This window comes from Streptomyces sp. NPDC005374 (genome assembly GCF_042872225.1).
Lineage (GTDB): Bacteria > Actinomycetota > Actinomycetes > Streptomycetales > Streptomycetaceae > Streptomyces.
Genome location: NZ_JBIAKA010000038.1, coordinates 1 through 25,328 on the forward strand (window position 1 = coordinate 1; position 25,328 = coordinate 25,328).

21 protein-coding genes, 1 tRNA gene and 1 pseudogene are annotated in these 25,328 nt (G+C 70.4%); 14 read left to right on the plus strand and 9 right to left on the minus strand.

Annotation, left to right across the window (positions count from 1 at the left end):
• From ACFYRX_RS46350 to ACFYRX_RS46360, 3 genes and pseudogenes are all read left to right on the plus strand, one after another.
• Positions 1-147, plus strand: a pseudogene (locus tag ACFYRX_RS46350) (formyl-CoA transferase); the annotation flags it as partial.
• A 29-nt stretch (positions 148-176) separates the two neighbouring features.
• Positions 177-698, plus strand: coding sequence for a beta-class carbonic anhydrase (locus ACFYRX_RS46355; RefSeq protein ID WP_389113425.1), 522 nt, complete (start codon positions 177-179; stop codon positions 696-698).
• A gap of 182 nt (positions 699-880) precedes the next feature.
• The gene (locus tag ACFYRX_RS46360) at positions 881-1,699 is read left to right on the plus strand and encodes an acyl-CoA dehydrogenase family protein (RefSeq protein WP_389113427.1); all 819 of its coding nucleotides are present in this window, start codon (positions 881-883) and stop codon (positions 1,697-1,699) included.
• Between the two features lie 84 nt (positions 1,700-1,783).
• Here the strand turns inward: ACFYRX_RS46360 and ACFYRX_RS46365 are convergent, their stop codons facing one another.
• The gene (locus ACFYRX_RS46365; RefSeq protein ID WP_389113429.1) at positions 1,784-2,473 is read right to left on the minus strand and encodes a GntR family transcriptional regulator; all 690 of its coding nucleotides are present in this window, start codon (positions 2,471-2,473) and stop codon (positions 1,784-1,786) included.
• 317 nt (positions 2,474-2,790) lie between these two features.
• On the opposite strand from ACFYRX_RS46365, the gene ACFYRX_RS46370 reads away from it, so the two are divergent.
• From ACFYRX_RS46370 to ACFYRX_RS46390, 5 genes are all read left to right on the plus strand, one after another.
• The gene (locus ACFYRX_RS46370) at positions 2,791-3,270 is read left to right on the plus strand and encodes a formate dehydrogenase subunit gamma (RefSeq protein ID WP_389113431.1); all 480 of its coding nucleotides are present in this window, start codon (positions 2,791-2,793) and stop codon (positions 3,268-3,270) included.
• Positions 3,267-4,880 (plus strand): formate dehydrogenase beta subunit, encoded by a 1,614-nt coding sequence (locus ACFYRX_RS46375; RefSeq protein WP_389113433.1) that lies wholly within the window; start codon positions 3,267-3,269, stop codon positions 4,878-4,880. The genes ACFYRX_RS46370 and ACFYRX_RS46375 overlap by 4 nt, the downstream gene beginning before the upstream one ends.
• Complete coding sequence (gene fdhF, locus ACFYRX_RS46380; RefSeq protein WP_389113435.1) at positions 4,877-7,693, plus strand: formate dehydrogenase subunit alpha; 2,817 nt, start codon at positions 4,877-4,879, stop codon at positions 7,691-7,693. Before ACFYRX_RS46375 ends, fdhF begins: the two co-directional genes overlap by 4 nt.
• 1 nt (position 7,694) lies before the next feature.
• Positions 7,695-7,907, plus strand: coding sequence for a formate dehydrogenase subunit delta (locus ACFYRX_RS46385; RefSeq protein WP_389113437.1), 213 nt, complete (start codon positions 7,695-7,697; stop codon positions 7,905-7,907).
• A gap of 84 nt (positions 7,908-7,991) precedes the next feature.
• Positions 7,992-8,924 carry a LysR family transcriptional regulator gene (locus ACFYRX_RS46390; protein ID WP_389113439.1) on the plus strand — a complete coding sequence of 311 codons (933 nt, stop codon included), beginning with the start codon at positions 7,992-7,994 and terminating at the stop codon, positions 8,922-8,924.
• Positions 8,925-9,220: 296 nt separating this feature from the next.
• Here ACFYRX_RS46390 and ACFYRX_RS46395 read toward each other — a convergent pair whose 3' ends face one another.
• Entirely contained in the window at positions 9,221-10,804 is a 1,584-nt protein-coding gene (locus ACFYRX_RS46395) for a FadD7 family fatty acid--CoA ligase (RefSeq protein ID WP_389113441.1), read from the minus strand.
• Positions 10,805-11,058: 254 nt separating this feature from the next.
• On the opposite strand from ACFYRX_RS46395, the gene oxc reads away from it, so the two are divergent.
• Both oxc and frc read left to right on the plus strand, forming a co-directional pair.
• Positions 11,059-12,807 (plus strand): oxalyl-CoA decarboxylase, encoded by a 1,749-nt coding sequence (gene oxc / locus ACFYRX_RS46400; protein ID WP_389113443.1) that lies wholly within the window; start codon positions 11,059-11,061, stop codon positions 12,805-12,807.
• Between the two features lie 56 nt (positions 12,808-12,863).
• Positions 12,864-14,120 carry a formyl-CoA transferase gene (gene frc / locus ACFYRX_RS46405; protein WP_389113445.1) on the plus strand — a complete coding sequence of 419 codons (1,257 nt, stop codon included), beginning with the start codon at positions 12,864-12,866 and terminating at the stop codon, positions 14,118-14,120.
• Positions 14,121-14,186: 66 nt separating this feature from the next.
• Here frc and ACFYRX_RS46410 read toward each other — a convergent pair whose 3' ends face one another.
• Positions 14,187-14,612, minus strand: coding sequence for a PAS domain S-box protein (locus ACFYRX_RS46410; RefSeq protein ID WP_389113447.1), 426 nt, complete (start codon positions 14,610-14,612; stop codon positions 14,187-14,189).
• Positions 14,613-14,773: 161 nt separating this feature from the next.
• Here ACFYRX_RS46410 and ACFYRX_RS46415 point away from each other — a divergent pair.
• Both ACFYRX_RS46415 and ACFYRX_RS46420 read left to right on the plus strand, forming a co-directional pair.
• Positions 14,774-14,858 (plus strand) — tRNA-Leu (locus tag ACFYRX_RS46415).
• 202 nt (positions 14,859-15,060) lie between these two features.
• Positions 15,061-16,566 (plus strand): FAD-dependent monooxygenase, encoded by a 1,506-nt coding sequence (locus tag ACFYRX_RS46420; protein WP_389113449.1) that lies wholly within the window; start codon positions 15,061-15,063, stop codon positions 16,564-16,566.
• Positions 16,567-16,723: 157 nt separating this feature from the next.
• On the opposite strand, the gene ACFYRX_RS46425 is transcribed toward ACFYRX_RS46420, so the two are convergent.
• The gene (locus ACFYRX_RS46425) at positions 16,724-16,852 is read right to left on the minus strand and encodes a hypothetical protein (RefSeq protein WP_389113450.1); all 129 of its coding nucleotides are present in this window, start codon (positions 16,850-16,852) and stop codon (positions 16,724-16,726) included.
• 172 nt (positions 16,853-17,024) lie between these two features.
• Between ACFYRX_RS46425 and ACFYRX_RS46430 the strand changes: the two genes are divergently transcribed.
• A complete protein-coding gene (locus ACFYRX_RS46430; RefSeq protein WP_389113452.1) occupies positions 17,025-17,306 on the plus strand; it encodes a DUF6059 family protein in 282 nt (93 codons plus the stop codon).
• A gap of 7 nt (positions 17,307-17,313) precedes the next feature.
• On the opposite strand, the gene ACFYRX_RS46435 is transcribed toward ACFYRX_RS46430, so the two are convergent.
• The 5 genes from ACFYRX_RS46435 to ACFYRX_RS46455 form a co-directional block, all read right to left on the minus strand.
• Positions 17,314-18,549: an FAD-dependent monooxygenase gene (locus ACFYRX_RS46435; RefSeq protein WP_389113454.1), complete on the minus strand. Its 1,236-nt coding sequence runs from the start codon at positions 18,547-18,549 to the stop codon at positions 17,314-17,316.
• 8 nt (positions 18,550-18,557) lie between these two features.
• Positions 18,558-20,411: an asparagine synthase (glutamine-hydrolyzing) gene (asnB, locus tag ACFYRX_RS46440; RefSeq protein ID WP_389113456.1), complete on the minus strand. Its 1,854-nt coding sequence runs from the start codon at positions 20,409-20,411 to the stop codon at positions 18,558-18,560.
• Positions 20,412-20,501: 90 nt separating this feature from the next.
• Positions 20,502-20,759: an acyl carrier protein gene (locus tag ACFYRX_RS46445; protein WP_389113458.1), complete on the minus strand. Its 258-nt coding sequence runs from the start codon at positions 20,757-20,759 to the stop codon at positions 20,502-20,504.
• Between the two features lie 62 nt (positions 20,760-20,821).
• Positions 20,822-22,051: a ketosynthase chain-length factor gene (locus ACFYRX_RS46450; protein ID WP_389113460.1), complete on the minus strand. Its 1,230-nt coding sequence runs from the start codon at positions 22,049-22,051 to the stop codon at positions 20,822-20,824.
• Positions 22,048-23,319: a beta-ketoacyl-[acyl-carrier-protein] synthase family protein gene (locus tag ACFYRX_RS46455; protein ID WP_389113463.1), complete on the minus strand. Its 1,272-nt coding sequence runs from the start codon at positions 23,317-23,319 to the stop codon at positions 22,048-22,050. Before ACFYRX_RS46455 ends, ACFYRX_RS46450 begins: the two co-directional genes overlap by 4 nt.
• Positions 23,320-23,588: 269 nt before the next feature.
• Here ACFYRX_RS46455 and ACFYRX_RS46460 point away from each other — a divergent pair, with 269 nt between their 5' ends.
• Complete coding sequence (locus ACFYRX_RS46460) at positions 23,589-25,220, plus strand: NAD(P)/FAD-dependent oxidoreductase (RefSeq protein WP_389113461.1); 1,632 nt, start codon at positions 23,589-23,591, stop codon at positions 25,218-25,220.
• Positions 25,221-25,328 lie beyond the last annotated feature (108 nt).

Genomic DNA, 25,328 nt, shown 5'->3' on the forward strand with positions numbered 1-25,328 from the left:
GTCGGCAACCCCCTCAAACTCTCCGACTCACCCACCACCATCACCACCCCACCCCTCCTCGGCCAACACAACGAAGACATCTACATCGGCGAACTCGGGCTTTCCCGGGCCGAGTTGCCGCAGCTCAAGGAGCAGGGCGTCATCTGACCCACTCGACCGGAGCGAGGGAGCCCCACATGTCGACTTCAGCATCCCGAACCGTGACGGTCACCGACCGACTCGTGGAAGCCAACCGCGCCTACGCCGCCGGGTTCACCGACCCCGGCATGGGCGCCCGCCCCGTCCTGCGCGTCGCCGTCGTGGCGTGCATGGACGCCCGCCTCGACCTGCACGCCGCGCTCGGCCTGGAACTCGGCGACTGCCACACCATCCGCAACGCGGGAGGAGTTGTCACCGACGACACGATCCGCTCTCTGACGATCAGTCAGCGGGCGCTCGGCACCCGCAGCGTGGCGCTCATCCACCACACCGGCTGCGGTCTGCAGACCCTGACCGAGGACTTCCGGCACGAACTCGAGCTGGAGGTCGGCCAGCGTCCGGCCTGGGCGGTGGAGGCCTTCAAGGACGTGGACCAGGACGTACGGCAGTCCATGGAGCGGGTGCGCACCTCACCGTTCCTGCCGCACACCGACGACGTGCGCGGCTTCGTCTTCGACGTGACGACCGGGCTGCTGCGGGTGATCGCTCCGAACTCCTGAGGCTCGCACACCTGTTGACGGCCGCCGGCCGGCCCGGGTCACACACCCCGGCCGGCCACCGCGGCGATCTGCGCGCAATGGAACTCGGTGGTGGTCCGGGTGCAGTCACCTTCACATTCAGAATACTGTATGCAATCATCGTTGAGCAGGGGAACATCAGTCACGCCCAAGGGGGTTGCCCCGTGTCGCCGTACCGCATCGCTCTCTCCGAAGTCCTGACCGGCGTCGTCGCGCCCGCCGCCGAGGCGACGGCCGTCCAGGGCCGGTTCCCTCGCGGCGCCGTGACGGCACTGGGCCGCGCCGGGCTCCTGGGACTCACCGTCTCCACCGAATTCGGCGGTGGGGGAGGGGGCCTGCCGGAAGCCGTCGACGTGGTCGCGCGGACCGCGCGCGTCTGCCCGGCGACGGCGGCCGTGCTCCGGTCCCACTACACGGCGGTCGCCGTCATCGAGGCGTACGGCGGTCCCTGGCTGCGTGCCGAGATCGCTGCCGGACGTCATCTCGGCAGTCTCGCCCTCGCGGAGTCGCAGGACGAGGGGAGCGGGCCGACGGCGGAGACCCAATTGCTCGTGCCGCGCTCCGTCGCCACCCGTTCAGGGGGCGTGGTCGCGCTGCGGGCCCGCAAGCAGCGCGTGGTCGCTGCGGGGGAGGCCGACACCTATGTCTGGTCCTCCCGCCCCCTCGCCGCCCCCGACGGGCTGACGCTCTGGGCGGTTCCGGCGCACGCCCCGGACCTCTTCGTCCCCGCCCGGCCCGGTGCGAGCGGACCTCGCGGCAGCGCGACGTCCACGGTGTTCGCCGACCCGGTGCTGGTACCCGCCGAGGCGATGCTCGGCCCGGACGGCGGCGGGCTCGACCTCGTGCTGCGCACGGTCCTGCCCTGGCTGCTCGAACTTCGGGCCGCCGCCGAGTCCCGCCGCCCACCGGCCCCCGATGCCGTCGCCCTCGGAAGCGCCCGCCGCCCCGCCGGTTCTCCCGCCGGTTCCCTCGCCGCGTCCTGAGCCGTGCCCGGAGAACCGCTCGTCGCAGTGGCACCGCCCGCCACCCGCACCGGAGCCTGCCGCCAACGCCAACGCCAACGCCAGTCAGGCCCGCTTCTCCGTGGCCGCGATCTGCTTGCGGTAGAAGTCGGTCGTGCGCTCGGTGTGCGCACGCATCACCTCGCCCGCCCGGTCGGCGTCCCCCTTAGCGATGGCCTTGATGAGCTGGGAGTGCTCGTTCCAGGCCTCCTTGCCGCGAGGCTTGGCGATGGGGGTGTAGTACCAGCGGACCTTCTGGCCGACCTGGGCGATCAGTTCGGCCAGGACGGCGTTGTCGGCCAGCGCGGTGATGCAGGCGTGCAGCGCGGTGTTGGCGGCGACCAGCCGGTCGACGTCGCCGTCGGCGAGCGCGGCGATGCCGTCCAGCTGGATTTCATCAAGACGGGTGATGTCCGAGGGCTTGGCGTTCTTGGCGGCGAGCTGCGCCGAGTAGGTCTCCAGGACCGCCCGGACGCCGAGCAGTTGCGCGGCCTCCTCCTCGGTGGGGGAGTGCACGAAGGCTCCCTGGGCGGGGCGCAGGTCGACCCATCCGGCGGTCTGGAGACGCTGGAGAGCCTCGCGTACCGGTTGCCGGCTGACCCCGAGATGCTCGGCGAGCTCCGCCTCGACCAGATGCTGGCCGGGCTTGAGGGAGCCGTTGACGATGAGCTCGGTCAGGGCGTCGTACACGGCCTGACGCAGCGGTGCCGGGCGGGTGACGCGCCGGGACGCTGCTGCCGTGAGTGCCTCGCGCATGGTTGTCCCGTTCTGCCGCCGGGGTCGCGGGGCGGCGGCTGTGCCGAGTGGGGCCGACCGGAGGGTTGCCGAACGGCCGCGTCAGCATACAGGTTTTGGTATGCAACATGGCGTCCGCCGCTGACGGGTCGGCCCTGGTCGGCGCGCGTCGTGCGGGAGTGTCAAGGAGCGTCGGGGCTCACCCGGCCGGAGGGTCACGGCGGTGCGGCGCCCGCTGTCGTCCGTGCAGGGGTTGTGTATACAGAAGTCTGTATGGAGTATTGGCTGAGTCTCCTGCACCACTCGCCGGGGACCGTGGGACGGAAGGCGAAGCGATCATGACGAGCAGCGGGACTGACGTGACGGTCGAGAGCGTGGTCCGGAGGGTGGTGGCCCGGCACCGGGGCGAGCGCGGCCCGCTGCTGCCCGTACTGCACGCGCTCCAGGCCGAGTTGGGCCATGTGCCGCAGGAGGCCGTGCCGGTGCTCGCCGAGGAGCTCAACCTCTCCCGGGCGGACGTCCACGGAGTCGTGACCTTCTACCACGACTTCCGTCGCGAGCCCGCGGGCCGCACCACCGTGCGCATCTGCCGAGCCGAGGCCTGCCAGGCCCTGGGCGCCGACCAACTGGTCGACTACGCGCGTGAGTCAGGCCTCCAGGTGGGAGAGACCACGCCGGACGGCGCGGTCACCGTGGAACAGGTCTTCTGCCTCGGGAACTGCGCGCTCGGGCCGGCCGTGGAGGCGAACGGACGGCTGTACGGCCGAGTCGACCCGGCCCGGCTGGGCTCGATCCTCGACGGGACGGTCTCCTCATGAACACCCCTTCACCCTCCACCGCCACGGTCTACGTCCCCCGCGACTCCGCGGCCAGGTCCGTCGGCGCCGACGAGGTCGCGCAGGCCCTCCACCACGCGGCGGGCCGCGGCGGCTTCGCTCTGGACGTCGTACGCAATGGATCGCGCGGGATGCTGTGGCTGGAGCCGCTGGTCGAGGTGGTGACTCCCCGGGGACGCGTCGGCTACGGCCCGGTGGCCCCCGAGGACGTCGACGGACTCCTCGCCGCGGGCATGCTCGACGGTGCGGACCATCCGCTGCGGCTCGGCATCGTCGACGAACTGCCCTGGCTGGCACGCCAGAACCGTGTCACCTTCGCCCGGGTCGGCGTGACCGACCCCCTGTCCGCCGAGCACTACGAGGCACACGGTGGCCTCGCCGGACTGCGCGCCGCGCTGGAACTCGCCCCCGCGGACGTCGTCGCCGAGGTCACCGCGTCCGGGCTGCGCGGCCGCGGCGGCGCGGGATTCCCGGCCGGCATCAAGTGGAAGACCGTACTGGAGTGCGCCGACGAGCTGAAGTTCGTCTGCTGCAATGCCGACGAGGGCGACAGCGGGACCTTCGCCGACCGCATGGTCATGGAGGGCGACCCGTTCATGCTCATCGAGGGCATGACCATCGCCGCACACGCGGTCGGGGCGAGCGAGGGCTACCTCTACATCCGCTCGGAGTACCCGGACGCGGTCGCCACGATGCGCCGGGCGATCGGCATCGCGCGCGAGCACGGCTGGCTCGGCAGGAACATCCTCGGCTCCGCACTCCACTTCGACCTGCACGTCCGCGTCGGCGCCGGCGCGTACATCTGCGGCGAGGAGACCTCCATGCTCGAGAGCCTGGAGGGCAAGCGCGGCATGGTGCGCGCGAAACCGCCGATCCCCGCGATCGAGGGCCTGTTCGGCAGGCCGACCGTGGTGAACAACGTCCTCACCCTCGCCACCGTGCCCGTCGTCATGGCCGAGGGAGCGCAGGCCTACGAGGCTCTCGGCGTCGAACGTTCCCGCGGCACCCAGGTGTTCCAGCTCGGCGGCAACATCGCCCACGGCGGCATCGTGGAGACCGCCTTCGGTATCACCCTGCGCGAACTCGTCGAGGAGTTCGGCGGCGGCACCCACTCCGGGCGCCCGGTGCGCACCGCGCAGGTCGGCGGCCCGCTCGGAGCCTATCTGCCGGAGTCGATGTTCGATCTGCCCATGGACTACGAGGCGTTCGCGGCCGCCGGGGCGATGGTCGGCCACGGTGGCGTGGTCGTGTTCGACGACAGCGTCGACATGGCGGCACAGGCCCGCTTCGCGATGGAGTTCTGCGCCGAGGAGTCCTGCGGCAAGTGCACACCCTGCAGGGTCGGTTCGGTGCGAGGGGTCGAGGTGATCGACAGAATCGTCGCCGGTACCCACCGGGACGAGAACCTCGCCCTGCTCGAAGACCTCTGCGACCTGATGACCGAGGGCTCGCTGTGCGCGATGGGCGGGCTGACCCCGCTGCCCGTGCGCAGCGCCCTGACCCACTTCCCCGACGACTTCCTCGGCGGCCGTCGACTCCTGGACATCCAACCCGTGCGGGCGACGGGCCCGAAGACGGAGGGCACGGCATGACACTCCTGAAGGAACCCGACTTCGGAACCCCCGAGAGGCCAGGACCGGCGACGGTGTCCGTGGAGGTGGACGGCCTGGCGGTGACCGTCCCCGAGGGCACCTCGGTGATGCGCGCGGCAGCCCGAGCAGGCGTCGACATACCGAAGTTGTGCGCCACCGACAGCCTGGAAGCCTTCGGCTCCTGCCGCCTGTGCGTGGTCGAGATCGACGGCAGGCGCGGCACCCCCGCGTCCTGCACCACGCCGTGCGCCGACGGCATGAAGGTCAGCACCCAGACGCCGAAGGTGGAGAAGCTCCGCCAGGGCGTCATGGAGCTCTACATCTCCGACCACCCCCTGGACTGCCTCACCTGCCCGGCCAACGGCGACTGCGAACTCCAGGACATGGCAGGGGTGGTGGGCCTGAGGCAGGTCCGCTACGGCTACGAGGGCGAGAACCATCTCGACGCCGAGAAGGACACCTCCAACCCGTACTTCGACTTCGATCCGTCCAAGTGCATCGCCTGCTCCCGCTGCGTCCGTGCCTGCGGCGAGGTCCAGGGCACGTTCGCGCTCACCATCGAGGGACGCGGCTTCGACTCCAAGGTCTCGCCGGGGGCGGGCGAGTCCTTCATGGACTCCGAGTGCGTCTCCTGCGGGGCCTGCGTCCAGGCATGCCCGACGTCCACGCTCCAGGAACGCTCGGTCGTCGAACTCGGCATGCCCACCAGGTCAGTTGTGACCACCTGTGCCTACTGCGGGGTCGGCTGCTCCTTCAAGGCCGAGCTGCGCGGCGACGAACTCGTGCGCATGGTGCCCTACAAGGACGGCGGAGCCAACGAGGGCCACTCCTGTGTGAAGGGCCGCTTCGCCTTCGGCTACGCCACCCACCCCGACCGCATGCTCAAGCCGATGGTCCGCGACCGGATCACCGACCCCTGGCGCGAGGTCGACTGGGACGAGGCCATCGGCACGGTCGCCCGCCGTATGCGCGCGATCCAGGACCGCCACGGCGCCGGCGCGATCGGCGCCATCACCTCCTCGCGGTGCACCAACGAAGAGGTCTACGTCGTACAGAAGATGGTCCGCGCCGCCTTCGGCAACAACAACGTCGACACCTGTGCCCGCGTCTGCCACTCCCCGACGGGATACGGCCTCAAGCAGACCTTCGGAGAGTCCGCCGGCACCCAGGACTTCCGTTCGGTCGCCGAGGCCGACGTCATCATGGTCATCGGCGCCAACCCCACCGACGGGCACCCGGTGTTCGCCTCCCGGATGAAGCGACGGCTGCGGGAGGGCGCGAAGTTGATCGTCGTCGACCCGCGCCGCATCGACCTCGTGCGCTCACCGCACGTCGAGGCCCAGCACCACCTCCAGCTGCGGCCCAGTACCAACGTCGCCGTCGTCAACGCGATGGCCCACGTGGTCGTCACCGAAGGCCTGGTCGACCGGTCCTTCGTGGACCAGAGGTGCGAAGGCTTCGACGAGTGGGCCGAGTTCATCGCCCGCCCGGAGAACAGCCCGGAGGCCGTCGAGGAGATCACCGGCGTCCCGGCCGCCGAACTCCGCGCCGCAGCACGGCTGTACGCCGAAGCCCCCAACGGGGCCATCTACTACGGCCTCGGCGTCACCGAACACAGCCAGGGCTCGACCATGGTCATGGGAATGGCCAACCTCGCGATGGCATGCGGCAACATCGGCCGCGACGGCGTCGGCGTGAACCCGCTGCGCGGCCAGAACAACGTGCAGGGCTCCTGCGACATGGGCTCGTTCCCGCATGAACTCCCCGGCTACCGGCACGTCTCCGACGACGCGGTCCGTACCGTCTTCGAGAACCTGTGGGGCGGAACTCTCCTCGCCGAACCGGGACTTCGCATTCCCAACATGTTCGACGCGGCCATCGACGGCACCTTCCGCGGCCTGTTCGTGCACGGCGAGGACATCGCCCAGTCCGACCCCAACCTCAAGCACGTCACCGCGGCCCTCGAAGCCATGGAACTCGTCGTCGTTCAGGACCTGTTCCTCAACGAGACGGCCAAGTTCGCGCACGTCTTCCTGCCCGGCGCCTCCTTCCTGGAGAAGGACGGCACCTTCACCAACGCCGAACGCCGCATCAACCGGGTGCGCTCGGTCATGAAGCCGAAGACGGGCAAGCACGAGTGGCAGATCGTCAGCGAGATCGCCACCGCCATGGGCTACCCGATGTCGTACGACCATCCCGGCCGGATCATGGACGAGATCGCCTCCGTCACCCCGACGTTCACCGGGGTCTCCTTCGACCTCCTCGACAAGCTCGGCAGCGTCCAGTGGCCGTGCAACGAAGAGGCACCCGAGGGCACGCCCATCATGCACGTGGACGAATTCGTGCGCGGCAAAGGCCGGTTCGTGGTCACCTCCTATGTGCCGACCAACGAACGCAGCACCCGGCGCTTCCCGCTGGTCCTCACCACGGGCCGCATCCTCAGCCAGTACAACGTCGGCGCCCAGACCCGCCGTACCGGCAATGTCGCCTGGCACCCCGAGGACGTGCTGGAACTGCACCCCCACGACGCCGAGGACCGTGGCATCGGCGACGGCGACATGGTCACCCTGGCCAGCCGCGTCGGGCAGACCACCCTGCGCGCGGAGATCTCCGACCGGATGCCGACCGGGGTCGTGTACACCACGTTCCATCACCCCGTCACCGGAGCCAACGTGGTGACCACGGAGAACTCCGACTGGGCGACCAACTGCCCCGAGTACAAGGTGACCGCCGTACAGGTCGCGCTCGCCCGCCCGGACCGGTCCAGCGGCAGCGAAGCAGCCGGGAACGACCTCGTGACGGTGGTGGACTGAGATGACGGCGACCGTGCCGGCGGAATGCCGAATGGCCAACGACATCGCCCGCAACCTCGGCCATCTGCCGGGGGAGGAGGCCGCGGAGGCGATCGCGGGGCACATCGGCAGGTTCTGGGACCCGCGCATGCGCACCCGCCTCCACGAGTTCGCCGATGCCGGAGTGGACGGCCTCGACCCCCTGGTGGTGGCCGCGGTGAAGCTCCTGCGCTGACCTGTGCGGTCTCCTCCCTGTACATCCCACCACACTGCATACAGTATGGAACCAGTGATCCCAGGGGTCAGGGAGGAGCCGCTCATGCTGTTCCGGCAGCTCGAGTACTTCGTGGCGGTGGCGAGGGAACGGCACTTCGCCCGGGCGGCGGAATCCTGCTACGTCTCCCAGCCCGCGCTCTCGGCGGCGATCGCCAAGCTGGAGCGCGAGCTGAACGTCACGCTGATCAACCGCGGCCACAACTACCAGGGCCTCACCCCCGAGGGCGAACGGCTCGTGGTGTGGGCCAAGCGGATCCTCGCCGAACAGGACGCCTTCAAGGCCGAGGTGGCCGCCGTGCAGTCGGGCATCACGGGCACGCTGCGACTCGGTACGGACCCCACGGCCTCCACCACACTGGCGTTGCCCGTGGCCGCGTTCTGCGCGGCGCACCCGCTGGCCAAGGTCCAGGTCCGCTCCCGGCTCTCGACGAAGGAACTCCACCGCCAACTGCGCGACTACGAACTGGACGTGGCCATCGCCCACTTCGACCCGGACGACCAGGAAGGACTCCAGGTCGTCCCCCTCTACCAGGAGCGCTACATGCTCCTGGTCTCGGACGAGCAGCTGGTCGCCCAGGCCGCCACCGTGACCTGGGCGGACGCGGCCCAGTTGCCGCTCGCGCTGCTGACGCCGGACATGCGGATCCGCCAGATCGTCGACACCGTGTTCGCGGAGAAGGGGTACGTGGTGACCCCGCAGGTCGAGACGGACTCCATCGCCTCCCTCTACGCGCACGTCGGCGGCGGGGGCTGGGCGAGCATCGTCCCGCACACGTGGCTGCGCGCCATGCCGGTGGTCGGCCGCACCCGGGCGCTGCCGCTGGTCGATCCCGAGGCCGGCGCCCAGGTCTCGGTGGCCATCCACGCGGCGACCCCCGGCTCGGTCGCCGCCCGCGCCTTCGTCAACGCGGCGACAAGCCTGTCCCTGGACGACTTCTTCGCCCGCCCACTGCCACCCGAACACCGCGTCCGCTGAGCCTGCCGACAGCAGCGGCGCGGGCAGCCCGTCAGCAGCGGTGCGGACGCGTACCGGGCCGGGGGGCCGCGGGCGACCGCCTCGCAAAGCCCGACTCACACGAGCGCCGAGCACGCTGATCCTGCGGACAGGCCTCCTCGCCGCGCGCCGCCGAAGCCGTAGCGGCTTCCGGTCCGGCAGCTCCCCACGCGGCCTACCGCCACGCGGCACCCGCCTGCCGCCTGCCGCCGCCACGCGCGCCCGCCCCACCCCGGCCCCCGGCCCCCGGCCCCCGGGCCCACCCCGGCTCCCGCCCCTCAGGGCGCGTAGCGCGTCTGTACCGCCTTCCGGTCCAGGCCCCCCTTCGCGGTGTGCGGCAGCGCCGCGACCAGTTCGAGGAGGTCCGGTACCTCGAACGGGGCCAGTCGGTCCCGGCAGTACCGCAGGATCTCCTCGCGCCCCACCGCCTCGCGCTCGCGTACGACCACGGCGGCACCGACCCGCTGCCCGTACACCGCGTCGGGCACCGCGAACACGGCCGCCTCCGCGACGCCGGGGCAGCCGGCGAGGATGTCCTCGACATGCTCGGGCGAGATCTTCTCCCCGCCCCGGTTGATGAGGTTCTTGATCCGTCCGGTCAGCGACAGGTACCCGTCCTCGTCCAGCGCCCCCAAGTCACCGGTGCGCAACCACCCATCGACGAAGGTCCGCGCCGACTCGTCCCCGTCGGCCAGGTAACCCCGGGCGACCGTGGGCCCCTGCACCCACACCTCGCCCTCCACGCCCGCCGGGCAGGAGCGTCCGCCGCGGTCCACGACCCGCACCTGCACCCCCGTCGGCCGGCCCACCGACCCCTGCCTGAGCGCCCCCCGCTGCGGCAGCGGTTCGCTGGTGGCCTGGTGCGAGGACTCGGTCATCCCGTACGCGGACAGCAGGGGCACGCCGAACGTGCGCTCCAACGCCCGCTGCGTCGCCGTGTTGAGAGGCGCACTGCAACTGCGGACGAACTTCAGCGGCAGCGCCCGCGGTCCCGGATCCCCCTGCTCCGACCGCTCCAGAAGGATCTCGTGAATGGCCGGCACCGCGGTGAACCAGGTGGCGGCACCGGCGAGCATGTCGTCCCAGAACGTGCCGGCCGAGAACCGCCCCCGCTCCGGAAGCAGCACACAGCCCCCGCTCGCCAGGGAGGACAGGAGCGCCGCGAACAACCCGTGGCCGTGGAAGAACGGCATCACCGCGACCGTCGCGTCACCGGGTCCCAACTCGTAGGTGGCGCAGATGTTCTGAAGGGAGGCGGCCACATTGGCGTGGGTCAGCGGGACCATCTTCGCCCGGTCGGTGGTACCGGCGGTGAACAGCACGAGCGCGTCCCGCTCCGACAACTCACGGGAGGCGCCCTGGCGTTGAGGGATCCGGCAGGTTCCGGGTGCGAGAACCACCGTGGCCGTCCCCGCCCCGGAGACGTCCACGCGCAGCGGCCAAGCGGGCACCGGAAGCCCCGCGACTGCGGCCCCCGACGAATCCAGGAGCACCGCCCGGGCCCCCAAAGCCCGTAGTCGAGTCCCGAGTTGGGACTCCGGCAGAGCGGGATCCAGCGGAGCCGCCACCAGCCCTGCCCGCGCCGCACCGAGCAACGCCACCACGAACTCGGCCGTGTTGGCGCAGATCAGACCGACCGCGTCACCACGGCCGAGCCCCGCGCCCGCGAGCCGGGCCGCCACCTCGTCGGCCAGGGCCGCGAGCGCCCGGTACGACAGCTGTACCCGCTCGGCGGTCACCACCAGGGCCCGGGCGCGGGGGCGTTCACGCACCTGCCGGTCGAGGAGATCGGCGAGTCCCGTGACCTCCGGCGCCCGGTACCGGTACGCGTCACGCACGGATGCCGCGGCCCGAACGGCCATGACCCCACCCCCTCGCACAGGTCCGATGAAACATCCTCTGCGAGCGTGCGGTGGCACCCGGTGGACGTCCAATACCCGCTGGCGAACGGCCGATAGCAGCTGTCTATCAAGGGAGTTGCCAGGCCCCTGACCAGCCCTCGATAGACGCCGTTTATCGGCTGGTCGCCGATGGGTCTTGGACGCGGGCGAGCGCGCTGCCGATGGTGAGAGAAGTAGCCGCTCCGGCAGGACCTGCCCAAGGAGGACCTCGGACCATGACCGCTCCCTCGACCCTGGAGACCGCGGCAGCAGCCGACGTTCCGACCGAGCTCACCGACGGGTACCACCTGGTCGTCGACGCGCTCAAAATGAACGACGTCGACACCATCTACGGGGTGGTCGGCATCCCGATCACCGACCTGGCCCGGCTCGCCCAGGCGCGGGGCATCCGCTACATCGGTTTCCGTCACGAGAGCAACGCCGGACACGCGGCCGCCATCGCCGGCTACCTCAACAAGAAGCCCGGCGTGGCCCTCACGGTCTCGGCCCCCGGCTTCCTCAACGGCCTGGTCGCGCTGGCGAACGCGACCACCAACTGCTTCCCCATGGTCCAGATCTCCGGCTCCAGCGAGCGCCACCTCGTCGACCTCAAACAGGGCGACTACGAGGAGATGGACCAACTCGCCGCCGCACAGCCCTTCGTGAAGGCCGCCTACCGGGTCAGCCGCGTCGAGGACATCGGTCGCGGCATCGCCCGCGCCCTGCGCACCGCGATCTCCGGGCGCCCCGGCGGTGTCTACCTCGACATCCCCGCCGCGGTGCTCGGCGCCATCATGCCCAAGGCCGAGGGCGACCGGACGCTGAGCCGCCTCGTCGACCCCGCCCCGCGCCAGCTCCCCGCGCCGGAGTCGGTGGACCGGGCGATCGAGCTGCTCGCGTCCGCCGAACGCCCGCTGGTGGTGCTGGGCAAGGGGGCCGCGTACGCCCAAGCCGACGCGAAGGTACGGCAGTTCATCGAGTCCACCGGCATCCCCTACGTACCGATGTCGATGGCGAAGGGTCTGCTGCCCGACGACCACCCGCAGTCGGCCGCCACCGCGCGCTCGCTCGCGCTGAAGAAGGCCGATGTCGTGATGCTGATCGGCGCCCGCCTCAACTGGCTGCTGGGCCACGGCCAGACGGGGTGGAACCCGGACGCCAGGTTCGTCCAGATCGACATCGACCCCAAGGAGATGGACAGCAACCAGCCCATCGCCGCGCCCCTCGTCGGTGACATCGAGTCGGTGCTGGACGCGCTCGCCGAACGCACCAAACCCGGCCAGATCACGGCCCCTTCGGCCTGGCGCGAGGAACTCGGGGCACGCTCGGCGCAGAACGTCGCCAAGATGGCCGAGCGCCTGGAGGCCGATCCGCACCCCATGCAGTTCATGGGCGCCCTCAAGGCCGTACGCGACGTCGTACATCAGCACCCGGAGACGTACATCGTCAACGAGGGCGCCAACGCCCTGGACATCGCGCGCAACGTCATCGACATGCACGTACCGCGCCACCGCCTGGACAGCGGCACCTGGGGCGTGATGGGCATCGGCATGGGCTACGCGATCGCCGCCGCCGTCGAGAGCGGCGCCCCGGTCGTGGCCATCGAGGGTGACAGCGCCTTCGGGTTCAGCGGCATCGAGATCGAGACGATCTGCCGCTACAAGCTGCCCGTCGTCACCGTGATCATGAACAACGGCGGTGTCTACCGGGGCGACGACACCAACCCGTACGACGACGCGCCCGCGCCCACCACCCTCATGTCGGCGGCCCGGCACGACCTGCTGATCGAGGCGTTCGGCGGCAAGGGCTACCGCGCCACCACGCCCGCCGAGGTCACCGCCGCCCTCACCGAGGCCCTCGCCTCCGGCGGTCCGGCGCTCATCGACTGCGTGATCGACCCCTCGGCCGGCACCGAGAGCGGCCACATCTCGCACCTCAACCCCAAGGGCATCACCGTCGGCAACATCACGCCGGCCAAGAAGTGACCGCCTGGACCTCCCAGGCCACCTCGACCACGCAACTTCACGAAAAGGAAGCACACATGAGTGAAAAGCCGCTCGCCGGAATCAAGGTGATCGACTTCACCGGGGTCCAGGCCGGTCCCGCCTGCACACAGTTGCTCGCCTGGTTCGGCGCCGACGTCCTGAAGGTGGAGCGCCCCAATGGCGGCGACGTCACCCGCAAGCAGCTGCGGGACATCGAGGACCTCGACGCGCTGTACTTCACGATGCTCAACAGCAACAAGCGCTCCCTCGCCATCAACACCAAGACCGCCGAGGGCCTGGAAGTCCTGGAGAAGCTCATCACCGACGCCGACGTGCTGGTGGAGAACTTCGCCCCGGGCGCCCTGGACCGCATGGGCCTGACCTGGGAGCGCATCCAGGAGCTCAACCCGCGCCTGATCTTCGGCTCGGTCAAGGGCTTCAACGACCAGTCCTCCTGGAACGACCTCAAGGTCTACGAGAACGTCGCCCAGTGCGCGGGCGGCGCCGCCTCCACCACCGGCTTCTGGGACGGCCCGCCGACCATCTCCGGTGGCGCACTCGGCGACACCAACACCGGGATGCACCTGGCGATCGGCATCCTCACCGCGATCATCGACCGCGGCAGGACCGGCCGGGGCCAGAAGGTCTCCGTCTCCATGCAGGACGCCGTGCTCAACCTCTGCCGCGTCAAGTTGCGCGACCAGCAACGCCTGGAGCGCGTCGGCCACCTGGAGGAGTACCCGCAGTACCCGAACGGCGAGTTCACCGACGTCGTGCCGCGCGGCGGCAACGCGGGCGGCGGCGGCCAGCCCGGCTGGGTACTCAAGTGCAAGGGCTGGGAGACCGACCCCAACGCGTACATCTACTTCACCGTCCAGGAGCAGAACTGGAAGCGCACCGCCGAGGTCATCGGCCGCCCCGAGTGGGCCGAGCACCCGGAGTACGCCACCGCGCGCGCCCGTCAGTCGCACATCTTCGAGATCTTCGAGGAGATCGAGAAGTGGCTCGCGGACAAGACCAAGTACGAGGCGGTCGACATCCTGCGTGAGTGGGAGGTGCCCTGTGCCCCGGTCATGAGCATGAAGGAGCTCGCCTACGACGAGGACCTGCGCAGGAGCGGCACGGTCGTCGAGGTCGAGCAGAAGGGCCGCGGCACCTATCTGACCGTAGGCAGCCCGGTGAAGTTCTCGTCCTTCCAGCCGGACATCGTCGGTGCCCCACTGCTGGGCGAGCACAGCTCCGAGGTCCTGGTCGAACTCGGCTACGACGAGGAGACCATCGGCCGGCTGAAGGAGAGCGGGGTCATCGTCTGACACCGGGGGGAGCGGAAGCGGCCGGGGCCCGAAGGCCACGGCCGCTTCCACGCTGTCCGGCGCTGGTCAGAGGGAAGCCTCGGCCCGCCGCCGCATCAGCTCCCGCTCCCGCTCGCGGCGCGCGGTGACGTCCCGGACGACCGCGCCGCAGTAGGGGCTGCCGTCGGGGCCCGTCAGCAGCACCACGCTGAACTCGATGGACAGCTTGCGGCCGTCCGCCGCGAGCGCGGGCACGTTCAGCAGGTCCGCGTCCCCGTACTTGCTGTACCCCCGCTCCATGGCCGCCTCGAAGCCGTCCTGGTGCCGCTTGCGGTGCCTCTCGGGAATGATGACGTCCAGGCTCCGCCCCGCCACGTCGGCCGCCGGAAACCCGAAGATGCGCTCCGCGCCCCGGTTCCAGTAGCGGATCAGCCCGTCCCTGTCGATGATCACTACGCCGTCGGGTGCCTGGTCTGCCATGTCCAGCACCACCGCGGGATCCAGATCTTCCATGTCGCCTCCGAGCCGGAGTCATTTTGGTGACGACAGTATACAGAATACAGTCTTCATATACCCCGTGGGGGACGGATATGCAGGTGAAGGGCGCTCCGAAAGCTTGGTATTGTTGTCCATGTCGCTGCGGGGAACACCCCCGTCAAGGCGGCAGACACCTGGTCCGGGTGGCGGAATGGCAGACGCGCTAGCTTGAGGTGCTAGTGCCCTTTATCGGGCGTGGGGGTTCAAGTCCCCCCTCGGACACTCATAACTCGCCTTCACATCGCACACATCATGTGCCGACCCCACGGTCGGCACATTTTCTGTTTCCTGGGCGACCGCTCGTACTCGGTCAAAGGTCCCGCGCGATCCCGCCAGGGTGAAGACGACCGGTTCCGTGCGGTGCTCGGGGTGCGTCGGCCCATCGTGGGAACCAGTCGTCCAACCAGTCGTCCGAGGAGGGAAGATGGATGCCGATGTCATCGTGGTGGGTGCCGGGCCGGTAGGACTGATGCTGGCCGCCGAACTGAGCCTGCACGGCGTTCGACCGCTGGTGGTGGAACGGCTGGCCGAGCCCTCCGGGGAGCCCCGGGCGCGCGGCATCGGTCCGCTGGCGGCCGAGGCACTCCGGCGCCGGGGCCTCGGCGAGCCGCTACGGGCGCATCAGCCGGGCGGTCTCACTGACCGCAGGCGCGACCACGGCGGCGAGAAGGGCCACTTCGCCTGGATCCACAAGATCGACCAGGAGTTGCAGGAGGAGCCGGAGCGGGCGGGCGCGCTGATCTGGCAGCCGGATCTGGAGCGGATTCTCGCCGATCACGCGGCGGCCCTGGGCGTCCGGACCGACCGGGAACACATGGTGACCGGAGTGGAGCAGAGCGGGGATCGGGTCACCGTCACCTGCCGGACCCCCGGCGGGGTGCGACGCCTGGTCTCGCCGTACGTCATCGGCTGTGACGGGGGAAGGTCGGCCGTCCGCAAGCTGACCGGATTTCCCTTCCCCGGAACCGAGCCCCTCATGGTCGCCCGCCGGGCGCGCGCCGACGTCGTCTGTCCCGCCGGACTGCCGCCCACGGGGCGGACTCCGACCGGCACACTGTTCCACGCCCCGGGCATGGTCGGCACCTTCGACTTCGAGGACGTGCGCACCGACCCCCGGGCACCCGTCACCGCACGGGAACTGGAGGCCAGTCTCCGCCGTGTGGCGGGCGCCGACGTCGAGGTCACCGCGGTCCACCAGGCCATGCGCTTCACCGACCAGGCCCGACTCGTCCCGTCGTACCGCAGCGGCAGGGTGCTGCTGGCCGGCGATTCCGCGCACGTCCACTCGCCCAACGGCGGTCAGGGACTGACCCTGGGCCTGCTCGATGCCGCCAACCTCGGCTGGAAGCTCGCGGCGACCCTGCGGGGAACGGCCCCCGAAGGACTGCTGGACAGCTACACCGCCGAGCGCCGTCCCGTCGCGGAGGCCACGCTGCACAACACGCGGGCCCAGTCCGCGTTGATGCGGCCCGGCCCGCACACGGACGCCCTGCGGGACATCGTCTCCGAGCTCATGGACATCCCCGAGGTCAACCGGTACTTCGGCCGCCTTCTCAGCGGCCTGGACACCCGATACGACCTGCCCCACGCCGGCCCGGACGCGCACCGGCTGACCGGTACCCACTGCCCCGACGTGGACCTGAGGACACAGACGTCCACCGGGACGGCCGCGACCACCCTCGCCCGGCTCACCGAGCAGGGACAGGCCGTCCTCGTCCACACCGGGCAACCCGAGGTGGAGCGAGCGGCCCAGCCCTGGTACGGCACCCTCCGCGTCGCTCGTGCGGCCGCGATCGAGTACGACGGCCTGTCCGCGCTGCTGGTGCGGCCCGACGGAGTGATCGCCTGGGCAGCCGGATCCGAGGACACCGCGGACGCCACCGCTCTGGAGCGCGCGCTGCACACGTGGTTCGCTCCGGCCCGGCCGTGAGGCCCCTGGTCCTTAGGGCCTGTCCGGCGGATCAGGCCGGCTCCAAGGAAGGGCGCCTTGTCAGCGCAGATGGGCGCACCAGGCCCCGCGCCGCCGGCATGATCCGCCGGACAGGCCCTAAGGCCGTTGGCCCGTAAAGCCGTACATCCGTGAGCCGTCAGTCGATGCCGCGGCAGATGTGCGGCTCGGCCTCGCCCTCGTCGACCCCGGCGAGCAGGAGCGGCGGCGGCTGGACCGGCTCCTGCCCGTCGACCGGACCGTCGTCCCTGCTGAGTGCCTCGTCCATCCGAACTCCTCCGCTGCTCTGCGCCACCCGCACGGAGGATCCCCGCGCGGCGGAACCGGTGCCCGCCCGAACGGCCGGGCTCTAACGAGCCGCTGACGATCGTCCAGCCGTCTCCGACGGAAGGTCGCCACGCTGTGCGTGTGCGTGACCGACCGACGACAGGGGAGTGGGCATGGCCGGGTTCTCACCTCGCGGGACGGTCCTGAAGACTTTCGCCTGGGCTCTCCTGCGCTCCTTCGTGGCTCTCGGATTCCTCCATCTGCCGGCTCCCCAGGCCTGGGAGGCGATGGCGGAGCTGCGGCGGAGGCAGGAAGAGGGTGCCCGGCCCGCTCCTCTCGCCCGTCCGCCGGCCGGTCATCCCGAGCGGCTGTGCCCGGATCTGCCGCTGAGCCCTCTGGAGCGCGCACTCGACCGGGACCTGTTCCCGCCGCGCTCCCGGCGGCGCGGACGGTGAACGTGGTTCAGGTCGCCGCGGAGGGGTCGAACAGCTCCTCGCGGACCGCGATCTCCCGGTTGCCGAAGGCCAGTCGGTCGAGCACGGCCCGGTAGGCCGGCGTCCGGGACACGACGGCCGCCATCTTCGGGCGGACCACCGACGCGAGACCCCCGGCCGACAGCATCACCTTGCCCTGCATCGCCTGGATCTTCATGATCCGCTGCACGTCCCGCCGACGGCCCGTCACGTACCGGCGCAGCGGCTCGGACCCGTCCTGGCCGCCGTGCAGCGACGCCAGCAGGGCGGGATGCGCCGCCACCGCGTCCTGGATGGCCAGGTTGATGCCCTGGGCCCCGATCGGACCGTGCGTGTGCGCGCTGTCCCCGATGAGGAGCAGCCCGGGCCGTGTCCACTCCCGGGCGACACCGGAGAAGACGTCGAGCAGCGAGAGATCCTTGAACGAGGTGATCTCCGCGTCGATCCGCTCCGCCTGATCCGGTACGGCCGCGCCGAGCCGCGCCTTGATGTGCTCCAGCCCCTGGGCCGCGAGCTCCTTGTACTTCCGGTGCGGGAGGGTCCAGCCGATCTGGAGGTGCCCGGGATGGGAGGCGTAGGCCAGGACGGGGTTGCCCCCGGCCCGGAAGATCCGCACGTCCGACGGCGCGGGGCCCTCGCAGGACAGCCTGAACCAGAGCACGTCCTGGTCGAAGGCCTCGAACCGGTCATAGCCGACGCCGGCCAGTTGCCGCACCTTCGAGTACCGGCCGTCCGCGCCGATGACGCAGTGGGCGTGCACCATCAGATCGCCGTCCGGTCCGCGGCCGAGGATGCCCCGCACCCGCTGGTGGGTGTCCGAGATCAGCGCGGAACACCGGGCGGAGGCCAGGTGGGCGAACCCGGGGTACCGGGAGCACTGCTCCAGCAGTTCTTCCAGGATGTGCCGTTGCGGGATGCTGAGCAGGCAGTTGAAGGGACCGGGCAGACGGCGGTAGTCGCCGTTGATCAGGATCCGGCCCTTCTCCTCCAGCAGGAAGCGGTCGTGCTCGTGGCAGCCCCGTGCCCGCGCGCCCTTCAGGACGCCCAGTGCGTCCAGGAGCTGTTGGCCGCCCGGCTGGAGAATCTCCCCGCGGTACTCGCGCTCCAGCGACCGCAGCTTCTCCACGACGGTGACGCGGGCGCCGGAACGCAGCAGAAGCAGGGCGAGGGTCAGTCCGGCGGGTCCGCCGCCGACGATGCAGAAGTCGGTCCGTGTCTCCGTCACGGCGCACCTCACACGTCGAGGGTGACGTCGTACTCGGTGAGCCAGGCGTTGAGCCACAGCGCCATCTCCAGGCTCCCGCGGTCGTACGGCCTGCTGACGTCGCCCAGCGGCCCGGCCAGCACCTTCGCCGCACGGGACCGGTCCAGCAACGGGGCCACGGGGGAGTCCGGGGCGGCGAGCACGTCGGCCAGCTCGGTGCGCAGGGCCTGTTCGTAGACGGGGTCCTGGGTGGCCGGGTAGGGACTCTTGCCCCGTTCGAGCACCGAACGGGGCAGCAGGTCCGAGGCCGCCGCCCGCAGCAGGCTCTTCTCCCGACCGTCGAACGACTTCATCGCCCACGGGGTGTTGAAGACGTACTCGACGAGCCGGTGGTCGCAGAACGGCACCCGGACCTCCAGGCCGACGGCCATGCTCATCCGGTCCTTGCGGTCCAGCAGGGTCTGCACGAAGCGCGTCAGGTTGAGATAGCCGACCTTGCGCATCATCCGGTCGTCCGCGCTCTCGCCGGGCAGCCACGGCACTTCGGCGAGCGCCTCCTGGTAGCGGTCCTGGCGATAGCCGGTGAGGTCGAGCTTGTCGAGGAAGCCCTTGTCCAGCAGCGCGAGACCACCGAAGTAGCGGGCGGAGCCCGAGGTCAGCCAGGGGAAGGTATCGGCGCGGACCGCGGCGGGGTTGCGGAACCAGCGGTAGCCGCCGAAGAGTTCGTCCGCCGCCTCGCCGGACAGGGCCACCGTGGAGTGCTGCTTCACGGAGCGGAACAGCAGGTACAGCGAGGGCCACATGTCGCCCCAGAACGCCGGCGGCTGGTCCACCGCGCGCAGCACCGAGGCGCGCAGAGCCGGCTCGGCCAGCCCGGCGCTGTCCAGTACGACCTCGGTGTGCCGGGTGCCGACGTGGTCCACCAGGTCATGGACGAAGGGGGTGTCGCGCATACCGCGCACCGCGTCGGGCTGGAAACGGTCGGCCGCGTCCGCGAAGTCGACGGAGAAGGACTGTACGGTTCCCAGCCCGCGGGCCGCCGAGGCGCGGGCGGCGAGAGCGGTCACGGTGGAGGAGTCGAGGCCGCCGGAGAGCAGCAGACACAGCGGTACGTCGGAGACCAGCTGGCGGGCGACGACGTCCTCCAGCAGCTCCCGTACCGTGGCGATGGTGGTGGGCAGGTCGTCGGTGTGCTCGCGGGCCTCCAGACGCCAGTACGTGTGCTTGCGCAGCCCCTGTCGCCCCACCCGGACCATCTGACCCGGCCGTACCTCGTACATACCGGCGAAGACGGCGGCCTCGGGGGTCTTGACCATGTCGAGGATCTCGCACAGTCCCTCGGCCGACACCCGGCGCGGTGCCAGGGGGTTGGCCAGGATCGCCTTGGGCTCGGAACCGAAGAGGACCCCGTGTTCGGTGGGCAGGTAGAAGAGGGGTTTGACTCCCATACGGTCGCGCAGCAGCAGGAGTTCCTCGGTGCGGGTGTCCCAGATCGCGAGGGCGAACATGCCGTTCAGTCGCTCGGCCAGTTCCGGGCCCCACTGGAGATAGCCGCGCAGCACCACCTCGGTGTCGCCCGCGGTCCGGAACCGATGGCCCAGGGTTGTCAACTGGGCACGCAGTTCACGGTAGTTGTAGATCTCGCCGCAGAAGGTGAGCGACGCGAGCGTGCGCCCCTCGTCGTCCTCGGCCGTCATGGGCTGGCGGCTGCCCTCCAGGTCGATCACGGCCAGACGCCGGTGACCGAGCGCCGCGTGGCCGTCGATCCACAGTCCCTCGGCGTCGGGCCCGCGACAGGCCATCGTCCCTGTCATCGCACCCGCCCGGGCCGATTCGTGCGTCAGGTCGCGCTCGAAGTCGATCCATCCTGTGATGCCACACATCGCTGTCTCCCTCGGAAGAAGTCGTCGGCAGGCACCGCCGTCCGTGTGCGGCCTGGCGGTGCCTGGGCGACGAGCGGTAGGAGCGGGCGGTCACACCCGCTCGGTGAGCCCCGTGCTGACCAGGTCCACCAGGTGGCGGGGCGTCCTGATCTCGGCGACCACGTCGTCGGGCAGTTCGACGGAGTAGTCGCGCTCGATGCGGCTCACCGTGTTGAAGAGGGCGAGCGAGTCGTAGCCGAGGTCGGTGAACTCCAGGTCGAGGATGTCGCCGTCGAGGTCGACCTCCTCGTCCTCGCCCGCGCACTCGCGCAGCAGTTGTACCAGGTCCTTGATCTCGAACGAGGTCATGGGGGTTTCCTTTCCGGGTGAGGGGGTCGGGTCCGCGCACCGGTGGTTGCCGGGGCCGGACGTCACGGGGTGGAGCGGACGACCAGCGCGGAGTTGAAGCCGCCCAGGCCGCGGGAGACGACGAGAGCGGTGGACAGCGGCCGCTCGCGCGGTTCGTCCCGCACGAGGTCGATCAGGTCCTCGTGGGCCGGGGCGTCCACGTGGACGGTGGGCGGGACCACGCCGTCGCGCAGGGAGAGCAGCGCGGCGGCGACGTCCAGCGGGGCACCGCCCGCCAGCAGCCGGCCCGTCATGGTCTTGGGCGCGGTCACCGGGACGGCTCGAGGGCCGAACACCTCGGCGATCACCTCCGCCTCGAGCCGGTCGAGTTCGGGGACACCGGACGCGTCGGCGAAGACCACGTCGATGTCCGCGGGCGCCGTCCCGGCGTCCGCCAGGGCCAGTTCGACGGCCCTGCGCAGTCCCGGTGGCCGTCCGGATCCGGGGCGTGGATCGAACGTCGAGGCGTACCCGGCCATCTCGCCGTACCGGTGTTCCGCACCGCGCTCCCGTGCCTGCTCCCGTCCCTCCATGACGAACAGGGCCCCGCCCTCACCGACGACCGCCCCCTCCGCACGGCGGTCGAAGGGCAGATAGGCGCGACGCGGGTCACCGGACTCGCTGGCCCGGCCGGAGCGGATGATGCACAGCCAACTCCACGGGGACAGGGACCCGTCCACCCCGCCCGTGACCATGAGAGGGGTTCCGGAGCGTATGTGCCGGCGCGCCTTGGCCATGGCATCGAGGCCGCCCGCCTGCTCGGCCACCACCGCGCTCCCGGGGCCGCGCAGCCCGTGCCGGATGGAGATCTGCCCGGTGTTGACCGGGTAGAACCAGGCGAACGACTGGTACGCGCTGACGTACCTGCCGCCCTTGGACCACAGGGCCTCCAGTTCCTTCTGCCCGAACTCGAAACCCCCCGCGGAGGCCGCGGTCACGACCCCGCACGCGAAGTCGGGCATCGTGGCGGGTTCCGCGCCCGCGTCGGAGAGGGCCTCCTCGGCGGCGATGAGCGCGAGGCGGGTCATCCGGTCCGTCTGCGGCAGCAGGCGGCTGGGCAGCCGGTCGGTGGTGGCGTACTCCGGTATCTCACCGGCGACCGTGGCCGAATAGCCGGACGGATCGAAGCGTGTGATCCGGCGGATCCCGCTCTCACCGCGCAACACGGCCGACCACCAGTCGCCGGTGCTGAGGCCGGTCGGAGCGACGACCCCGATGCCGGTGATCACGGGCCGCGGCCCCGGCCCGCTCACACCCTCCTCCGCTGCGGCTTGTTGAGGACCAGCGCGCTCTGGAACCCGCCGAAGCCGCTGGCGACACTGAGGACCGTGCCGACCTCCTGCTCCCGGGCCACCAGCGGGACGTAGTCCAGGTCGCAGTCGGGGTCCGGCTCGTGCAGGTTGGCCGTCGGCGGGACGACGGAATGCTCGACGGCCAGGGCGCAGGCCGCGGTCTCCAGGGCGCCGATGGCTCCGAGCGAGTGCCCGATCATCGACTTGATCGAGCTGACCGGGGTGCCGTAGGCGTGCGCGCCCAGGCTCAGCTTGAGGGCGTTGGTCTCGTGCCGGTCGTTCTGCTTGGTGGCCGAGCCGTGCGCGTTGACGTAGTCGATGTCGGACGGGTTCAGACGGGCCATGTCCAGCGCGCTCGTGATCGCGTCGGCCATTTCCAGTCCCTCGTCGCTCAGCCCGGTCATGGAGTAGGCGTTGCAGCGGGAGGCGTGGCCCGAGATCTCGGCGTAGACGTGGGCGTCCCGGCGGCGGGCGTGCTCCAGTTCCTCCAGGACGAAGACGGCGCAGCCCTCGCCGAGCACGAAGCCGTTGCGGGTGCGGTCGAAGGGCCGGGACGCGGTCTCCGGGCTGTCGTTGCGCGCGGTCGTCGCCTTGATGGCGTCGAAGCAGGCGACGGTGATGGGGGAGATCGCCGCGTCCGACGCTCCCGTGGTGATCACGTCGGCGTGGCCCTCCCGGATCAGGTCGGCGGCGTGCCCGAGGACGTCGATGCCGGAGGTGCAGCCCGTCGACACCACGCCCACCGGGCCCTCCGCCTCGGCGATCCAGGCGAGTTCGGCGGCCATGGAGGAGGGGACGAAGTAGTCGTAGAGATAGGGCGAACCGTGGAACTCGTCGACGAGCCAGGACTTGCCCTCATCGCTGACGAGCGCGTATTCGCTGTCCAGGCTCATGGTGCTGCCGCAGGCGGTGCCCATCATGACCCCGGTGCGGTGGGGATCGGCCTGGCCGAGAACTCCGCTGTCCTCCAGAGCCTCCTTTCCGGCCACCACGGCGAATTGGGTGGTCCGGTCCCACTGCCTGATCTGCCGCCGGGTGAGACCGGCCGCTATCGGGTCGAAGTCACACTCCGCCGCGACGCGTGAGCGGAACGGCGAGGCGTCGAACAACGTGATGGTGCGGGTTGCCGTACGCCCCGAGGTAAGGAGTTCCCAGTACTGTTTCCTGCCGATTCCGCCAGGGGACACCACGCCTATTCCGGTGATGACGACGCGGCGCCCCTCGGGTATTCCTTCCACCGTCTCTCCCTCCGCTGGGGCTTCCCGGTACCTGATTTTCCGTGTCTTTCGTACCGGGTCGGAGTCGAGAATGCTGCGCACCGATCCAGGGTGCTTCGAAGGCCGATCGATGGGGGCCTGCCGCGGTGCCGGCGTGCCCCTTCGGTGCCGGAACGATCGGCCCTCGAACGGTCTTTGAGGGCTCCTTGCTGCACTGGAGGGAGCCAGCCGTCGTCATGGATCGGCATGGTCCGGCGAAACGAACGAAGGGGTACGCAGATATGCGGCGCGACGAAGGAACGTACGATGTGGCCGTGGTGGGTACCGGCCTCTCCGGAACGATGCTCGGTGCCATTCTCGCAAAGCATGGATTCCGCACGCTCCTGCTGGACGGGGCCCAGCATCCACGCTTTGCCGTAGGGGAATCCACCATCGGGCAGACGCTGTTCATTCTGCGTCTTCTCTCACACCGTTACGACGTGCCCGAGATCGGTCACCTCGGCAGCTTCGAGAGTGTGAAGAAGCACGTCGGTTCCTCGCACGGACAGAAGAGCAACTTCGGTTTTATGATCCACCGGGACGGTGAGGAACCCGACCCGCGTGAGACCAACATGTTCCGACTGCTCGAGGTCACCGGGAACGCGGCGCACTTCTTCCGTCAGGACAGCGACGCGTACATGTTCCACGTGGCCCTGAAGTACGGCTGCGAGGCCCGGCAGAACTACCGGGTCGCCAAGGTCGACTTCGCCGACGACGGCGTCACGGTGATCGGTGCGGACGGCTCGTCGTACCAGGCCCGTTACCTCGTCGACGCCAGCGGGTTCCGCTCGCCGTTGGCCGACCAGTTGAGTCTGCGCGAGGAGCCCAGCCGGCTCAAGCACCACGCCCGGTCGATCTTCACGCACATGATCGGTGTCGAGCCGGCCGACGACCATCTGCGGCACGGGGCCGCCGACCGGCCGCCGGTGCCGTGGCACAGCGGAACCCTGCACCACATGTTCGACCGCGGCTGGATCTGGATCATCCCGTTCGACAACCATCCGGACGCCACCAACCCGCTGTGCAGCGTCGGCCTCCAGGTGGACGAGCGGCGCTACCCGGAACAGCCGGGGCTGTCCCCGGAGGAGGAGTTCTGGCAGCACGTACGCCGCTTCCCGGCTGTCGAGCGCCAACTGGCCGGCGCCCGCAGCGCCCGCGAGTGGGTGCGCACGCCCCGTATGCAGTACTCGTCCACCCGGACCGTCGGCGACCGGTGGTGCCTGATGTCCCACGCGGCGGGTTTCATCGACCCGCTGTTCTCGCGGGGTCTGTCCAACACCTGTGAGCTCATCAACACCCTGGCCTGGCGGCTGATGGAGGCCCTGCGCGACGACGACTTCTCCGCGGAGCGCTTCGAGCCGGTGGAGCGGCTGGAACAGGGGCTGCTCGACTACAACGACAAGCTGGTGAACGCCTCGTACGTCAGCTTCCAGAACTACGACCTCTGGAATGCCGTCTTCCGGATCTGGGTGACCGGCAGCGCGGTGGGCAGCAAGAGGTTCCTCAACGCCCTGAAGGCGGCCAAGGCGGCCGGGAACGACGAACCGCTGCGCGCGCTGGACGACAGCAAGTACCCGGGGCTGTGGTGCCCGACGGACTTCAACGCGGAGATGTTCGAGGAGCTCGTCGCCCAGTGCGATGCCGTGGACGAGGGCCGGGTGCCGGCGCAGGAGGCCGCCGACACCATGCTCGCCCGCGTCCGGGAGTCCGACTGGATGTTCCCGGCGCTGGGGCTCAACCGGCCGGAGCAGCGGTTCATCAGCCCGACGGCCGAGAACATGCAGGTGGTCGCCGAGTGGGCGAAGGACCACCCGCGTACGGAGATACGCGATCTGCTGGCGGTCTCGCCGCAGCAGGTGCAGGCCACTCTCTGAGGAGCCCGCGGATGCGGTGTGCCGCCGCCGGACGATCCGGGGGGGGGCCCCCCCCACCCCGGGGGGGGGGGGAAACCCCCGGGGCCCCGGGGGGGGCCCCGGCCCCGG

Bases quoted from the DNA above. Each gene is read 5' to 3' on its own strand.
- ACFYRX_RS46355 (WP_389113425.1), top strand. From the start codon at position 177: ATGTCGACTTCAGCATCCCGAACCGTGACGGTCACCGACCGACTCGTG.
- ACFYRX_RS46365 (WP_389113429.1), bottom strand. From the start codon at position 2,473: ATGCGCGAGGCACTCACGGCAGCAGCGTCCCGGCGCGTCACCCGCCCG.
- ACFYRX_RS46370 (WP_389113431.1), top strand. From the start codon at position 2,791: ATGACGAGCAGCGGGACTGACGTGACGGTCGAGAGCGTGGTCCGGAGG.
- ACFYRX_RS46375 (WP_389113433.1), top strand. From the start codon at position 3,267: ATGAACACCCCTTCACCCTCCACCGCCACGGTCTACGTCCCCCGCGAC.
- fdhF (WP_389113435.1), top strand. From the start codon at position 4,877: ATGACACTCCTGAAGGAACCCGACTTCGGAACCCCCGAGAGGCCAGGA.
- ACFYRX_RS46385 (WP_389113437.1), top strand. From the start codon at position 7,695: ATGACGGCGACCGTGCCGGCGGAATGCCGAATGGCCAACGACATCGCC.
- ACFYRX_RS46390 (WP_389113439.1), top strand. From the start codon at position 7,992: ATGCTGTTCCGGCAGCTCGAGTACTTCGTGGCGGTGGCGAGGGAACGG.
- ACFYRX_RS46395 (WP_389113441.1), bottom strand. From the start codon at position 10,804: ATGGCCGTTCGGGCCGCGGCATCCGTGCGTGACGCGTACCGGTACCGG.
- oxc (WP_389113443.1), top strand. From the start codon at position 11,059: ATGACCGCTCCCTCGACCCTGGAGACCGCGGCAGCAGCCGACGTTCCG.
- frc (WP_389113445.1), top strand. From the start codon at position 12,864: ATGAGTGAAAAGCCGCTCGCCGGAATCAAGGTGATCGACTTCACCGGG.
- ACFYRX_RS46410 (WP_389113447.1), bottom strand. From the start codon at position 14,612: ATGGAAGATCTGGATCCCGCGGTGGTGCTGGACATGGCAGACCAGGCA.
- ACFYRX_RS46420 (WP_389113449.1), top strand. From the start codon at position 15,061: ATGGATGCCGATGTCATCGTGGTGGGTGCCGGGCCGGTAGGACTGATG.
- ACFYRX_RS46425 (WP_389113450.1), bottom strand. From the start codon at position 16,852: ATGGACGAGGCACTCAGCAGGGACGACGGTCCGGTCGACGGGCAGGAG.
- ACFYRX_RS46430 (WP_389113452.1), top strand. From the start codon at position 17,025: ATGGCCGGGTTCTCACCTCGCGGGACGGTCCTGAAGACTTTCGCCTGG.
- asnB (WP_389113456.1), bottom strand. From the start codon at position 20,411: ATGTGTGGCATCACAGGATGGATCGACTTCGAGCGCGACCTGACGCAC.
- ACFYRX_RS46445 (WP_389113458.1), bottom strand. From the start codon at position 20,759: ATGACCTCGTTCGAGATCAAGGACCTGGTACAACTGCTGCGCGAGTGC.
- ACFYRX_RS46460 (WP_389113461.1), top strand. From the start codon at position 23,589: ATGCGGCGCGACGAAGGAACGTACGATGTGGCCGTGGTGGGTACCGGC.